This is a genomic window from Actinoplanes sp. NPDC051851, from assembly GCF_040681165.1.
Taxonomy (GTDB): Bacteria; Actinomycetota; Actinomycetes; order Mycobacteriales; family Micromonosporaceae; genus Actinoplanes.
Genome location: NZ_JBFAYF010000004.1, coordinates 163994 through 178185, shown reverse-complemented (window position 1 = coordinate 178185; position 14192 = coordinate 163994). Strand labels below are relative to the sequence as shown.

Below are 14192 nucleotides of genomic sequence, written 5' to 3'. Positions count from 1 at the left end.
CCGATGCGGAAGACACTGGCGGCAATGGTCGTGCTGACCCTGGTGGCAGCCGGGACGCCGCAACGAGCCGGGGCAGCACCGTCGCTCCACCCGCTCCCCCCGCTCCCGGCCACCGCCTACATCGGGACCCCGAACAGCGGGCCCGGGTTCAGCGTGCTGAATCTTCGTGACGGGACACAGACGACGGTGGCGGCCGCCGGAACGTATTCGTATGCCCGGGCGTCCGCGGTGGCGCCGGACCTGCCGCTGGCCTACCTCTTCGGCAGCGACGTGGTCCAGGTGCTCGACCGCTCCACCAACGTGGTCACCGGCACCATAACCATCCCCGGCGGTGGCCTGGTCCTCGACGCGGCGGTCAGCCCGGACGGGCAGTGGCTCTACTGCGTGGACGACGACAACGACCTCCTGCACATTCTCGACGCCCACCAGCAGTCCTACGTCACATCGGTCGCCGTCCCGGCGAACCCGAGCTCGGTGGCGGTCAGCAGGGACGGCGGCCGTGTCTACGTGGGCAGTTGGGCGAGCCAGGACGTCGCTGTCATCGACACCGTCACCAACCAGCCGATAGCCGGTTCACCGTTCGCGGCCGGCGGCGCGGTCTCGGGCCTCGTGCCCACGCCGACCGGTTCCGGCATGCTGGCGGCCGTGCCGAACCTGGGACAGGTGATCCGGTTCGACACCGTGACGAATGCCGTCGCCTCTGCCCTCACCGTCCCCGGTGGCGGCCAGCCGTACTGGATCTTCTTCTCGCCGGAGGGCGCGTGGCTCTACGCCATCGGGTCGAGCGGCGAGGTGTGGCGGTTCGCCGCCGGGACCTACGCGTTCACGGCGTCGGTGGAGACCGGCGCGGTCGCCACGTATCGCGGGGCGGTCAACCCGAACGGCACCACGATCTACCTGGCGGTGCCGCCGGGCAACCAGATCCTGCCGGTCGATCTGACCACCGGGAGCGGCGCGCTCCTCGGCACCGTGGGCACGGCGACCGTACTGGGCAGCTACCCGTACGACATCGTCATCGGCGGCGACATGGAACCCGCGCCGCCGGTGATCACCGCGGGCACCGTGAGCTCAGGCCAGGCCGTCCTGAACTTCACCGACGGCGCCGACGGCGGGCAGCAGATCACCGGGCACACCGCCGCCTGGTCCGGGGGAACCCAGTCGTGCCCGGCCAGCCCCTGCACGGTCACCGGGGTGAGCGGCACGTCGGTGCCGTTCACCCTGCACGCCACCAACGTGATGGGCGATTCGCTGGAGTCCGCGTCGTTCACGGCGACCGCGGGGGCACCCGCGCGGAGCGTGCCGGACGCCCCGGTGATCACCTCGGCGGTGGCCGGGGACCGGCAGGTGACGCTGCGGTTCCGGGACGGCTCCGGCAACGGGTCGGCGATCACCGGTCACTTCGCGAACTTCTCGGGTGGCCCGGTCTTCTGCCCGTCGAGTCCGTGTGTGATCACCGGCCTGACCAACGGGACCGGCTACACGTTCACGGTGCAGGCGGTGAACGCCGCCGGCAATTCGGTCGCGTCGGACCCGACGGACGTGGTCACACCGTCCCGGCTCCCGGGTGCTCCGACGATCAGGGAGCTGCGGCCGGTCGCGACCGGGGTGACCGTCGTGTTCACGGCGCCGGCGAGCGACACCCCGATCCTGAGGTACCAGTTCCAGGCTGACGGCGGCGCGTGGGCCGACCTGAGCGGCTCGACGATTCCGGGGCTGGCGCCGGGGAACCACTCGATCCGGTTGCGCGCGGTCAACAGCGGTGGCGCGGGCCCGTCGTCGACGGCGGTGTGGGTGACGGTGCCGGTCACGACGGTGAAGCCCGCCGCGGTGGCCGCTCCGACGGTGGTGGCGGGTGTCTCGTCGGTGAAGGTCGCGTGGAAGAAGTCCGTGAGCGAGGGTGTCACCGGTTACACGGTCCGGGCGAATCCGGGTCCGGCCACGTGCACGACGACGGCGACCGACACCGACTGCGTGATCGGTGGCACCGCGGGCAGGTCCTACACCTACACCGTCGTGGTCCGGGGCCAGGGCGGCGCGGTCTCGGACGCGTCGAAGCCGTCGAAGGCGGTCACGCCGGCGGTGCCGGGCCTGCCGAGCACGCTGCCCACCGACGTGCAGGCGGGGCTTACCACCTCGAACGGCAAGATCACTTCTGCGGTACGCGGTCAGAAGCTCACTCTGACCGGTTCGGGTTTCGCGGCGTACTCGACGGTCCGGATCGTGATCTACGGCAAGGCCCGGTTGCTCGCCACGGCCACCGCCGACGCGCAGGGCCGGATCACCCAGCAGATCACCCTGCCCACCGAACTCGCGACGGACAAGCGGCACAGCCTGATGGCCGCCGGCGTCGACCCGGCCGCCCGTACCCGGCGGATCAGCATGACCTTCAACGTCAAGGCCTAGGGGGACCCTGATGCGGAACGGCATCCTACGGAAATGCGCGGTGTCACTGGCACTGCTGCTCGGCACGACGACCGCCCTGCCCGACCCGGCGGCCGCGGCCCCGGCAGACGGTTCGGGCGGCGAGCGAGCCTCGATCCTGACCCCGATCCACTATCCGGCCGTGGCGGGCGTGGGTAGCGGCGGAGGCGGCGCCCTGGACGGGGCCCTGATGACTCTGGGCAGTGCGACGTTCGTACCGGTGGCGGCCGGAAGCTCCGCCGTCAACGTCGTCGTGTTCTCCCCGACCCAGCCGCTGGCCTTCCTGCTCGGCGGCGACGAGATCAAGGTCTACGACACCGATCAGCAGACCTTCGAGACGCCCTTCACCATCGGCGCCACCGGCACCAACATCGTCGCTGCGGTCGTCAGCAGGGACGGGGACTGGCTCTACGCCGCGGACTCCGTCAACAACGCGGTCTACAAGATCGACACCGGGACGGGGACGGTCTCGATGCCCATACCGATCTCGAGCGTCTATTCCGGTATCGCCCTCAACCAGAGCGGCACCCTCCTCTACGTGGCTCGCGCCAGCGGCGGATTCATCGACGTCTACGACACCAGCACCGCAGTGGCGGATTCCGCTTCGCCGATCACCGTGGCCGGCGTCGCATGGCACCTCACCCTGTCGCCGGACGGCACCCGGATTCTGGCGACCATCCCGGGATCCGGCTTCTCCGAGATCGACCCCACCACGAACGCCATGCCCACCCTCGTCGGCACCTCCGGTTCTCCCCTCGACGGGGTCTACTCGCCGGACGGGCTCTCGATCTACGTCGTTGCCGACACGGGCACCGTGCTGAAGTACAGCGCCGCCGCAGGCAACGCGCTGGAATCGTGGCTGAGCCTCAACTACACCGATCTGTACGGTCTGGCGGTCAGCCCGAACGGCACGACCCTGCACGTGGTGTCGCGCACCCAGGCGGGTCTCGTCCCGATCGACATGACCACCGGATCCGGCACCGTGCTCGGCACGGTCGGTACGCCGACCGTCGTCAACTCCTACGCCGCGCAGATCACCATCGGCGGGCAGCAGGAGCCGGCCCCGCCGACGATCACCAGCGTGACGCCGGGTTCGGGGCAGGTCTCGGTGGCCTACACCGATGGCCTGAACGGCGGGGACACGATCACCACCCACGTCGTGTACTGGTCGAACGGCGGCAGCGGCGGGCAGCTGTGCACCGGTAACCCGTGCACGATCACCGGTGTGAGCGCGGGTTCGCAGAGCTTCACGCTCCGTGCCGTCAACCAGTTCGGTCCCTCGTACGCGTCGGCCCCGGTGCAGGCGACGGTGACGGGTGGTTCGTCGGCGAGTGTTCCGGATGCTCCGACGATCACGTCGGCGGTGGCCGGTGACGGTCAGGTGACCCTGCGGTTCCGGGATGGCAGTGGCAACGGTTCGTCGATCACGGGTCATTTCGCGAATTTCTCGGGTGGTCCGGTGTTCTGTGCGGCGAGTCCGTGTGTGATCAGTGGTTTGACGAATGGGACGGGTTACACGTTCACGGTGCAGGCGGTGAACGCGGTGGGCAATTCACCGGAGTCGGTGGCGTCGGAGACGGTGACGCCGGGGCGGCTTCCGGGTGCTCCGACGATCACCGAGTTGCACATGACCGCGGACGGGGTGATGGTGATGTTCACGCCGCCGCAGAGTGACACCCCGATCGCGAAGTACCAGTCCCAGGTGGACGGTGGTGAGTGGGCCGACCTGATGGCGGCGACCATCCCGGGCCTGAAGCCGGGTAAGCACGCGGTCAAGCTGCGGGCGATCAACCGCGTCGGTGCCGGTCCGGCGTCGGAGGCGGCCTGGGTGACCGTGCCGGGAACCTCGACCAAGCCGGTGGCGGTGCCCGCTCCGATGGCGGTGGCGGCCGCATCGTCGGCGCGGTTGAGCTGGAAGAAGTCGTCGAGTGAGGGCGTCACCGGTTACACGGTCCGGGCGAATCCGGGTCCGGGTTCCTGCACGACGACGGCTGGTGACACGGACTGTGTGATCGGCGGGACGGCCGGTGAGTCGTATCGGTATGCGGTGACGGTCAAGGGTGAAGGTGGTTCGGTCTCGGACCCGTCGAAGTGGTCGAAGTCGGTCACGCTCAAGCAGCCTGGTCTGCCGAGCAAGCTGCCGAGTGACGCTCAGCCGACGTTGACCACATCCAACGGCAAGATCACTTCTGCGGTACGCGGTCAGAAGCTGACCCTGATCGGTTCCGGTTTCGCCGCGTACTCGACGGTCCGGATCGTGATCTACGGCAAGGCGCGCCGGCTGGCCACCGTGGTCACCGACGCCAAGGGCCGGTTCAGCAAGCAGGTCACCATCCCGCAGGAGCTGACACTGGGTGGTCACAGCCTGATGGCGGCCGGTGTCGACCCGGACGGGACGGCGCGGCGGATCAGCATGACGTTCACCGTGAAGCGGTAGGTACCGGCCTCCGGAGCAGGGCGATCCCGGCGAGCAGCAGCTGCACGGCCGGGATCGCCAGGATCGCCAGGGGGAGGCCGCCGGTCATCCCGGCGGCCAGGTGCAGGACGGCCATCACCGCGGCCAGGCCGATCATGTCCAGCCAGGCCCGGCGGTCGTCCGGGCGCCGCCAGAGGTGCACGCTGCAGCGGACGCAGACCAGGGTGAGCACCAGCATCCCGGCCATCAGCACCGGCATGTGCCCGGCGTGCCCGGCGGCGAGCGCCAGGTGCCCGGTCGTGCCGGCCAGCCCGAGGGCCGCCGCGGTACGACCCGCGGCGGCCTCCCGGAAGGCCGTCAGCAGGTTTCGGATCCGCAGCATGATCCATTTGACCTGATCGTGGCCGGTACGTCGAGGGTCGGATTGCGATCGAGGAAACCGTCGGGCGCGAGGGTGAACCCCGCGTAGTCCACCGGCATGACCGGCCAATCCTCCAACCGGGGGAAATGCGTGAGACCGAACGTGTGCCACACCACGATGTCCTGGCCGTCGATGTCCCGGTCGGCCGCGGCGTAGGCGGGCAGCCCGGCCCCGCCCGGATGCTGGTTGACCACGGCGCCCGCGGCCCACATCTCCGCCGGGTCGTACCGGGTGACCCAGAGGCTCTTGGTGGCGAACGTGGCCCGCGCCACCGCCGACGAGGACGGATCGGCCATCAGCAGCGGCTTCCCCTCGGGGTGCAGCACGTACGCCGGCCGCCCGCCCATCCGGTTGACCGTCTCGGTGCTGGCGATCCGCCACACCCGCCCGAGGTGGTTGGCCGCCTCACGCGCGGCCCCACCCTCCCGGGACAACCGGGTGACCGTCCGGGCCAGCGCGTTGCCCCAGGGGTTGCTCTCGCTGACCGGGACGCGCTGCAGCTCGATCTCGTCGACCGCGTTGGCGACCCCGTCGACCGTCATGTCCAGCCGGGCGCAGAAGAGGTGCTGGTGCACCGGGGCGCCCAGGCCGGGGGCGATCTCGGTGGCGTACGGGTAGTCCCCGCCCGGATGTCCCGAGGTGAAGACGATGCCGGTCGCCTTCGCCTCCAGCTCGATCTTCCCGTCCAGGTAGAGGTACCAGTAGAAGCCGTAGTCGTAGTTGCCGACGGTGACGAAGAAGCTGATCACCAGGCGCCGCTGCCGGCGGGTCTCCTTCGTGCCGGAGAACCCGTCGGAGTGCTTCCAGAGCACCCCGAAGTCCTCCTCGTGGATGCAGATCGCGTTCCGGATCTCCTTCGACTGTCCGAGATCGTCCACCACGGTCGCCGACCGGTAGACGATCTCGCCGAGGCAGTCGCAGCCGAGTTCGAGCGAGTTGGCGAGCCGCCCGAACTGGTACTCGCCGACGTCGAAGTAGTTCTGCCAGGCGTGCGTGGGCGACGGGTCGCCGTAGTTGACCACCATCTCGCTGACCGAGGCGCGGTAGATCACCGGCCGCTCCTGGAAGCCCAGTTGGTGCAGGGTGAGCCCCTCGCGCCCGTTGAAGCCGAGCCGGACGCTCCACCCCTCCCAGGAGAGCACGTCGTCGTCGAGGGTGAAGCTGACGCCGTCCGGCTGGGTGATCTCGATCGGCTTCAGGCTGGTCCGCAACGGGCCGTGCACTGCCGGGTCGGTGTAGTCGCCGGACTCGGCCGGGACATCGAGGTGACCGGTGTCGATCAGCCGGAGGATCTTCCGGTTGGTGAGGTCGACGTGCGCCACCACGCCGTCGATCGGGTGCGCCCAGCAGGAGTCGGTGGGGTGGTCCTGACGGAACGCGAGCACCCGCGCCGCGCGCACGCCGATCTCGTCGTCGTAGCCGAAGACCCCGGCGCTCAGCGCCACCACCCGGACCTGGCCCAGGTCGGTGATCCCTCGTGCTTCCAGGGCTTTCACGTACGCGGCATCGCCCTTGACGATCTCCTCGGCGATGCCGAAGTCCTCGTCGAGGCTCGGGGCGGTGCCGCCGGTCGCGGTGTCCAGGACCTGTCGCGACACCAGTGCGGGGGAATCGATGTCGGTCACGTCGGCCACCACATCGGTGACCGTGTTGGTGGCGAGGTCGAGCAGCAGCGCCCCGATCTCCCGGTGGACCGTGCCGCCGGGGCGGAACGCGAGCACGGACGACTTCTCCGGTTCGCGGAGCATGACGTACGCGAAACGAACGGAGGGACCACCGAGGCCGGACTTCTCGACGGCGACGCGGAGCGCGCCGATCTCGGCGGGGGTGAGCGGGCTGAGCGGGTGAGTGATCATGGTCTTCCTTAGGAGCCGGCCACCGGGGAGGCGGCGGGGAGCGGCGCGGAGGCGGGTGCGGGACGGCGGTGCACCGCCGCGGCGACCGCGGCGCCGATGAGCAGTGCGAGGACGGGCGCACCGGCGAGGACGAGGTTGAGACCGGTCGAGGTGGAGCTGGTCAGCGCGGACATGTTGGTGACCGCGGTGTAGCCGACGACGGCCAGCCCGATCAGGCTGAGCACCGGCGCGATGACCGTGTGCCATACCCGCCGGTCCAGCCGGGTCCGGGCGAAGAACGCGATCACCGAGGCCGAGGCGAGCAGGAAGAGCAGGATGATGCCGATCGCGCCGGTGGACGAGATCCAGGTGAAGATCTGGGTCAGCGGGTCCCAGCCGAGCACCAGCCAGAGCCCGGTGAGGGCCAGCGAGACGATCGAGACCAGCACCGACGCGGCGTGCGGAGAGTTGTGCTCGGTGTGGGTGGCGGAGAGCCGGACCGGGACCAGGCGGTTGCGGCCCAGCGAGTGCAGATAGCGCGCCACCACGTTGTGGAAGGAGATCACGCAGGCGAAGAGGCTGGTGCAGATGAGCACGGCCATCGTGTCGGCGAGCCAGGAGCCGACGTAGTTCTGCGCGGTGACGGTGACCAGGTCGCCGGTGGCCAGGTGCTCGAGCGCCACCGACTGGATGTCGGCGGTTCCCCACGCGAGGACGAGCAGCCAGGTGGCCAGGGTGTAGAAGACACCGATGCCGATGACCGCGGCGTACGTGGCCCGGGGGATGGTCCGCTGCGGATCGCGGGCCTCGTCCCGGAAGATGGCGGTCGACTCGAAGCCGCTGTACCCGCCGAACGCCATCATGATGCCCAGCCCGAGCGGCCCGGCGCTGAAGACCGACGGCGTGAACGAGTCGGCGTCGATGCCGTGCGCACCGCCCTTGGCCAGTACCGCGACCGAGAGCACCACGATGACCAGCACTTCCAGGATCAGCAGCAGGCCGAGGACCTTCGCCGACAGGTCGATGTCCCGGTAGCCGAGGTACGCGGTGACCGCGACCGCCGCGATCGTCCACAGCCACCACGGGGTGTCCGGCCCGCCGAACGTGGTGATCAGCCCGGAGACCGAGAAGCCCAGGTACGCGTAGATCGCGGTCTGGATGGCGAGATAGGTGAAGAGGGCGAGGAAGGCGGCCGCGGTGCCGGCGTACCGCCCCAGTCCCGCGCCGACGAAGGAGTAGAACGCGCCGGCGTCCTTGACGTGCGGCGCCATCGCGGTGAAGCCGACCGCGAAGAGCAGCAGGATCACCCCGGCGAGGAGGTAGTTGGCGGGTACGCCGCCGCCGTTGGTCAGAGCGATACCGATCGGGCTGGCCATCACGACGGTCAGCGGCGCCGCTGCCGCCACCACCATGAAGACGATCGCCACCGGGCCGAGCCGGCCCGTGAGGCGGGGGCCTGGGTTCTCTTGCATCAGCGCCCTCCGAAGCTTTTATTGAGCGGTGCTCCAGAAAAATGTTATTGAGCATCTGCTCGAAAATGGTGACGCGGGCGTGACGATCAAGTTACTCGGCCGGTAGCCTGACTCCCGGGGGGAAGGGGAGACGTGCCGAAGATCGTCGATCACGACCAGCGGCGTCACCAGATCGTCGAGGCGTTCCTCGCGATCGTCGCGCGGGACGGGCTGCCCGCGGCGACGAGCCGTGCGGTCGCCGCCGAGCTGGGGATGGGCACCGGGGCCCTGTGGCACTACTTCGACGGTTTCGACGAGGTGGCCAGCGGGGCGTACCAGCAGATCGTGGAGCGGACCAACGGCCGGATAACGGCGGCGGTCCGGGGCCTGCGCGGGCTGGAGGCGGTGCACGCGATGCTGCGCGAGATATTGCCGCTGGTCAAGGAGACCCAGGACGAGGCGTCGGTGGTGGTCGGCTTCTGGGGCCGCCTCGCCTCGAACGAGAAGATGGACGCCACCCAGTCCGACATAGCCGACGAGTGGACCGCGCAGTTCCGCGGCTATTTCACCGAGGCGATCGAGGACGGCGAGCTCGACCCGGCCACCCCGCTGGACGACGTGATCGACGTGCTGCTCGCGATCGGTTTCGGCCAGCAGGTATTCGCGATGATGCACGCCCCGATCGCCGACCCGGCCCGCCAGCTCCAGCTGGTCGACCACGTCCTGCTCCCCTGGCGCCTCCCGAAGCGCCGGTAGGCCCGGCCCGGCGCGCCACCGCACGTGCGGCGCGCCGGCTTCCCGGCCCTACCTGACCGTCACCTCCCGCCGGGAGCTCGCCGGGGTACCGGGTTGGCGATCTCGGTCAGCCAGCCGTCGTCCAGGCGCAGCCACCGGGCCACCCCGATCCCGGCCAGGAACCGTTCGTCGTGGCTGACCACCACGAACGCGCCCCGGTACGCGGTGAGCGCCGACTCCAGCCAGGCCACGCTCGCCAGGTCCAGGTTGTTGGTCGGCTCGTCGAGCAGCAGCAACTGCGGGGCCGGTTCGGCGAAGAGCACGCAGGCCAGCGTGGCCCGCAGGCGTTCGCCGCCGCTGAGCGCGCCGACCGGCAGATGCGCGCGGTCACCCCGGAACAGGAACCGGGCCAGCAGGTTCATCCGCTCCGCGTCCGGCAACCCCGGCGCGCGTTCGGCCAGGCTCTCCGCCACGCTCCGGGACTCGTCGAGCAGGTCCAGCCGCTGCGACAGGTACGCGGACGGCACCGGTGCCGCGCCCAGCAGCCGCATCAGCGTGGACTTGCCCGCGCCGTTCGGCCCGACCAGCGCGATCCGTTCCGGGCCCCGGATGTCCAGGTCCAGCCCCGGATCGGCGAAGACCGGCCGACCGTCGTAGCTCACCCGCATCCGCTCGCCGTGGAACACCGTCCGCCCGGCCGGCACCGTCGTCCCGGGCAGCTCCAGGACGATCCGGTCCTCCTGCCGCGCCGCCCGGGACGCCTGGTCGAGCCGGGCGCGCGCGTCACCGACCCGGTTCGCGTGGGTCTCGTCGGCCTTCGCCGCGGAGACCTGTGCCGACCGCTTCAGGTTCCCCGCCACGATCTTCGGCAGCCCGGCGTCCGCGAGGTTCCGCGCCGCCGTCGAGGCCCGCCGGGCCGCGCGCTCCCGGGCCTGCTGTGCCTCCCGCTTCTGCCGCTTGAGGTCCTGCTCGGCGCTGCGGACCTGCCGCTCGGCGACCTCCCGCTCACCGGCGCGGGCCTCCTGATAGGCGGTGAAGTTCCCGCCGTACCACCGGACCTCGTCGTGCTCCAGCGCCGCGATCCGGTCCATCCCGTCGAGCAGCGCCCGGTCGTGGCTGACCACGAGCAGGCACCCGCCCCAGCCGCGGAGCACCTCCGCCAGCCGTTCCCGGGCCGGCCCGTCCAGGTTGTTGGTGGGTTCGTCGAGCAACAGCACGTCCGGCCGTTTCAGCAGCTGGGCCGCGAGCCCGAGCGCGACCACCTGCCCGCCGCTGAGCGTGCCGAGCCTGCGGTCCAGCGCGACGCCGCCCAGCCCGATCCGGTCCAGCTCGGCGTGCGCCCGCTCCTCGACGTCCCAGTCGGTCCCGACGGCGGCGAAGTTCTCCTCGCTCGCGTCCCCGCCCTCGATCGCCCGCAGCGCCGCGAGGGTCCGCTCCACGCCGAGAACCCGGCCCACGCTCTGCTCCTGCGCGAACGGCAGGTGCTGCGGCAGATATCCCAGCACCCCCTGGACCGTGACGCTCCCGCCGGTGGGTGCGAGCTCCCCGGCGATCAGCCTCAGCAGCGTGCTCTTCCCGGCGCCGTTCGAGGCGACGAGCCCGGTGCGCCCACCGGGCACGACCAGCGACAGGGCCTCGAAGACGGGGGTGTCGTCCGGCCAGGAGAACGACAGATCGGTGCAGACGATAGACATGACGGCGACTCCACAGCGCGATGTCCGGGGGCGCTCTCAGCGCTGCCCCGGCGTGATCAGGAAACGACGAAGTGGGCCACGCCCGCGCTGTGCTCTCTCGTCACGCGCCGGGTGGCCGCATCAGGGCCTTCACCCTGAGATGTCGTCGTCCCCAGACACCGCTGCTCCGTTCCTCCACGAGCCACCCATGCTAGGTCGCCCGGCGCCCTCCCGCACCGCCTTTTCCCTCAAGGCCGGGCTTGGCCTCATCCCCTCAGCAGCTCTGCCGCTCTTTGCCCGACCTCAGCGGCGTCGCCGACGTCTCGCACCGTGATGTTGAGTTCCTCGAAAACCTGTGAGGCTTCCTGGAAGACCTCGATCTGGGCTGAAGTGGTGGGCTTGGCGATTACTGCTTCCACTTCCACGCCCGCCTCGATGGTGCTTTCTCTGCCATCCGGTGAAATGACACGAGCGTCTTCATTCTCGCGCAAGCGTCCAATGGCGTAGGCCCAGGCTTTGATCTGAGTGGACAGATCATCAACCGTTGCCCGTTGGAAAGACCATCCCTGCGTTAACTGGACGATCCGGCCGTTGCCGATCGCAAAATCTACGCGAGACGTGACATGTCGCCCAACCTGAACCTCGGCACGGGGCTTCCAGTACGAAGATTCGATGTGTGCGGCTTCATACGCCTTGCGAATGCTGGCCAGGATCGCAAATTTGGTGATGAGATCCTTACGGGATGCACCCTCGGGGTCGATGATGAAGTTTCCAAAAATCATGCTCAGCGCGTGCCCGGAGTCGCTGGCGATTACGGGCAGCGGTGCACTGAGTTGCACGATGTTTCGATGGTCATGGAAGAGGGCTTGCAGCCAGGATTCTTCCAGGTCCGGGGATTCACCCTTATCGAGCATCGCACGGCATCTGTCGATCTCCAGGCCGACCCGAGCCAGGAAACCGTGCACCACTTCGAGGTCGGAGGCGCTGGCCAGCCGCCGGACGCGGCTCTCGTTGCTGACCTGGCGCATGGCCCAGTCTCCGGTTGCCGGGTCACCGACGATGGCTCCGACGTTGATGAACTCACCGGTGCGCGGATCGGGCACGCAACGAACAAGCGAGTACACATAACGTGTCATGTCGTCCTCCAGCCGTCATGATGCCCGAAGGCGCTCGGCGACCGCCGGTGCCCGATGCTCGAGAAACCACCCGAGAGCCTCGAGATCATCGTCGCTCACCGGCCACGAAGAGGGAACGCTCTGCATGATGGCCGCCAACTGGCTTTGGGTCACCGCCTCCAGCTTCGACGCGACGAGGGTGACCTGCTCCGAGTCTAAACCGCCACGTGGATCCGGCAATTCATGCGGGAGGTCGGCGGCTGCCTCCAAATCCGCGCGCGTCCAGAATCCATGATCCGCCGGAGGGAAGTACAGCCCATGGTCGTGACTGTAGATCGTGTGGTCACGGTTGAGGTCGTAGAGCCACTGCGGATCAGCGCCGAAACACCAGTCGTAGAGGGCATAGATGCCCACATGTCGTCGGCGGTTGTCGTCTCTCGTGCGGGAGGAAAGACGGGGGCGTCCCCGCTCGTCCGCATTGCGCAGGGCAAGGCTGGCGTGGGCCAGCCCTGGGCTGAGATTCACCCCCGGCCTGATCTCCATGTCGAGACCCTCCGGAATCCGGATCAAGCTCGTTGTGCAGACAGGCGCGTCGATCAATCGCCCCACCTCCGCGACTACCAGCTCAACCGCGATAGCCGCGCCCTGTCCCGACGGGCAGGCCTCCAGACATTTCACGAAATATTGCTGGTAGTCGGTGGCGAGAGCGCGAAAGGGACTACTCCAGCCTGCGTTGGCCGCCGATGGAGCAACCACCTCCAGGTCGTCGAACGCGTCCGACCGGCCTTGGGCGAGGCCGGTCCATTCCGACTGGGCAGCCAAGGATGTCCTCCCTCCGCGCTGAGACGAAGCTCAGCCTGCGGCGAAGCCGCAGGCCGCGACGTGGCTCGATGGTGACGGAAGCTACCTGCTTGGAGGCGGTCGCGACACCATGGAGACTGATCTCTACACGAAAGAGATCAAGACGGGCGTCGGGGCGGGTCAGGCGGTGGCGGTGGACTCGCGCTGGATCAGGCGGCAGGGCAGGTATTCCGTGCCGGCGCCGAGTGGGCCGTCGAGAGCCGCCGCCAAGCGTTCCGCCGCGACCCGGCCCAGGGTCTCCAGGTTCATGTCGATGCTGGAGAGGGGTGGGCGGGAGGCCGTGGTGAAGATCTCCCAGTTGTCGAAACCGATCACCGCCACGTCGCGGGGGACGTCGAGGCCCGAGCCGTGCAGGGCGTCGATGACGCCGCGGGCGATCTGGTCGGAGCCGGCGAAGATGGCGTCGACGGCCGTGTGCTGGGTGAGCAGGAGGCGGGTGGCGTTGCGGCCCCACGCCTCGGACCAGGAGCCGAAGTAGACGCGGTCGCCGGCCAGGGGCAGGCGCTGGGCGGCGAGCTCGTCGCGGGCGCCGCGGGCCCGGTCGTGCGCCGCACCGTAGGAGGCGTCGCCGGTGATGTGGGCGATGCGGGTGCGGCCGATCTCGATCAGGTGGCGGACGGCCAGGCGGCCGGCGGCCACGTTGTCGCTGACCAGGGAGAGGTCCTGCGGGTCGGCGGACGGGGCGTACGCGTAGACGACCGGGACGGGCAGGTCACGGCCGATCGACGGGCGCGGGTCGGGGCGGGCGCCGACCACGATCAGGCCGTCGACGCGGCGGCTGAGGAGCGTACGCAAGTGGTGTCCTTCTCTTATGGTGTCGCCGCGGGCGTCGCAGAGCAGGACGCTGGTGCGGTCCACGCCGAACGCGTCCTCGGCGCCCATCAGGATCGGGATGGAGAGGCGGCCCTCCAGGTCGGAGGTGAGCAGGCCGATCATGCCGGTGCGCCCGGCGACCAGTCCCCGCGCGAGCGTGTTGGGGGAGTAGGCGAGCAGGTCCGCGGCCTGCAGCACCTCGGCACGGGTGGTGGCGGAGACGTGTTTGCGGCCGTTGAGCGCCTTGGACGCGGTGGCCACCGACACCCCGGCGAGCCGGGCGACGTCGTGCAACGTGGCGGGGCGGGCGGACGGTCGTTGCTCTCCCGACACCGCGGTCCCCTTTGCCCAAGCAGTCACGGCAACACAGGGTAGCCCCTCGGCCACTCCTGTCCATCGATGCGTCCGGGATGGGCCTCAAAGGCGGTGGACAGAAATTGCACAGATTTGG

Annotated in this window: 10 protein-coding genes; 3 read left to right on the top strand and 7 right to left on the bottom strand. The window is 69.5% G+C overall.

The annotated features are described in order from the left end of the window. Positions 1–3 precede the first annotated feature (3 nt). The gene (locus AB0M08_RS06325; protein WP_364489342.1) at positions 4–2403 is read left to right on the top strand and encodes a hypothetical protein; all 2400 of its coding nucleotides are present in this window, start codon (positions 4–6) and stop codon (positions 2401–2403) included. Between the two features lie 40 nt (positions 2404–2443). Beyond that, positions 2444–4858, top strand: coding sequence for a hypothetical protein (locus AB0M08_RS06320; protein WP_364489339.1), 2415 nt, complete (start codon positions 2444–2446; stop codon positions 4856–4858). On the opposite strand, the gene AB0M08_RS06315 is transcribed toward AB0M08_RS06320, so the two are convergent. Genes AB0M08_RS06315 through AB0M08_RS06305 form a run of 3 tightly spaced genes read right to left on the bottom strand, consistent with a single transcriptional unit; the run spans position 4842 to position 8565 of the window. Continuing rightward, a complete protein-coding gene (locus tag AB0M08_RS06315; protein ID WP_364489336.1) occupies positions 4842–5219 on the bottom strand; it encodes a hypothetical protein in 378 nt (125 codons plus the stop codon). The genes AB0M08_RS06320 and AB0M08_RS06315 overlap by 17 nt on opposite strands. Next, positions 5195–7114 carry a primary-amine oxidase gene (locus AB0M08_RS06310; RefSeq protein WP_364489333.1) on the bottom strand — a complete coding sequence of 640 codons (1920 nt, stop codon included), beginning with the start codon at positions 7112–7114 and terminating at the stop codon, positions 5195–5197. Before AB0M08_RS06310 ends, AB0M08_RS06315 begins: the two co-directional genes overlap by 25 nt. An 8-nt stretch (positions 7115–7122) precedes the next feature. Further along, the gene (locus AB0M08_RS06305) at positions 7123–8565 is read right to left on the bottom strand and encodes an APC family permease (RefSeq protein WP_364489330.1); all 1443 of its coding nucleotides are present in this window, start codon (positions 8563–8565) and stop codon (positions 7123–7125) included. Positions 8566–8697: 132 nt separating this feature from the next. On the opposite strand from AB0M08_RS06305, the gene AB0M08_RS06300 reads away from it, so the two are divergent. Continuing rightward, a complete protein-coding gene (locus AB0M08_RS06300; RefSeq protein ID WP_364489327.1) occupies positions 8698–9300 on the top strand; it encodes a TetR family transcriptional regulator C-terminal domain-containing protein in 603 nt (200 codons plus the stop codon). Between the two features lie 59 nt (positions 9301–9359). Here the strand turns inward: AB0M08_RS06300 and AB0M08_RS06295 are convergent, their stop codons facing one another. From AB0M08_RS06295 to AB0M08_RS06280, 4 genes are all read right to left on the bottom strand, one after another. Continuing rightward, the gene (locus AB0M08_RS06295) at positions 9360–10973 is read right to left on the bottom strand and encodes an ABC-F family ATP-binding cassette domain-containing protein (protein ID WP_364489324.1); all 1614 of its coding nucleotides are present in this window, start codon (positions 10971–10973) and stop codon (positions 9360–9362) included. 245 nt (positions 10974–11218) lie between these two features. Continuing rightward, positions 11219–12088 carry a DUF3037 domain-containing protein gene (locus AB0M08_RS06290; RefSeq protein WP_364489321.1) on the bottom strand — a complete coding sequence of 290 codons (870 nt, stop codon included), beginning with the start codon at positions 12086–12088 and terminating at the stop codon, positions 11219–11221. Between the two features lie 15 nt (positions 12089–12103). Beyond that, the gene (locus AB0M08_RS06285) at positions 12104–12889 is read right to left on the bottom strand and encodes a hypothetical protein (RefSeq protein WP_364489318.1); all 786 of its coding nucleotides are present in this window, start codon (positions 12887–12889) and stop codon (positions 12104–12106) included. A 159-nt stretch (positions 12890–13048) separates the two neighbouring features. Continuing rightward, positions 13049–14101 (bottom strand): LacI family DNA-binding transcriptional regulator, encoded by a 1053-nt coding sequence (locus AB0M08_RS06280; RefSeq protein WP_364489315.1) that lies wholly within the window; start codon positions 14099–14101, stop codon positions 13049–13051. Between the last annotated feature and the right edge of the window lie 91 nt (positions 14102–14192).

Coding starts and splice junctions, on each gene's coding strand:
- AB0M08_RS06290 (WP_364489321.1), bottom strand. CDS start 12,088: ATGACACGTTATGTGTACTCGCTTGTTCGTTGCGTGCCCGATCCGCGC.
- AB0M08_RS06305 (WP_364489330.1), bottom strand. CDS start 8,565: ATGCAAGAGAACCCAGGCCCCCGCCTCACGGGCCGGCTCGGCCCGGTG.
- AB0M08_RS06310 (WP_364489333.1), bottom strand. CDS start 7,114: ATGATCACTCACCCGCTCAGCCCGCTCACCCCCGCCGAGATCGGCGCG.
- AB0M08_RS06315 (WP_364489336.1), bottom strand. CDS start 5,219: ATGCTGCGGATCCGAAACCTGCTGACGGCCTTCCGGGAGGCCGCCGCG.
- AB0M08_RS06295 (WP_364489324.1), bottom strand. CDS start 10,973: ATGTCTATCGTCTGCACCGATCTGTCGTTCTCCTGGCCGGACGACACC.
- AB0M08_RS06325 (WP_364489342.1), top strand. CDS start 4: ATGCGGAAGACACTGGCGGCAATGGTCGTGCTGACCCTGGTGGCAGCC.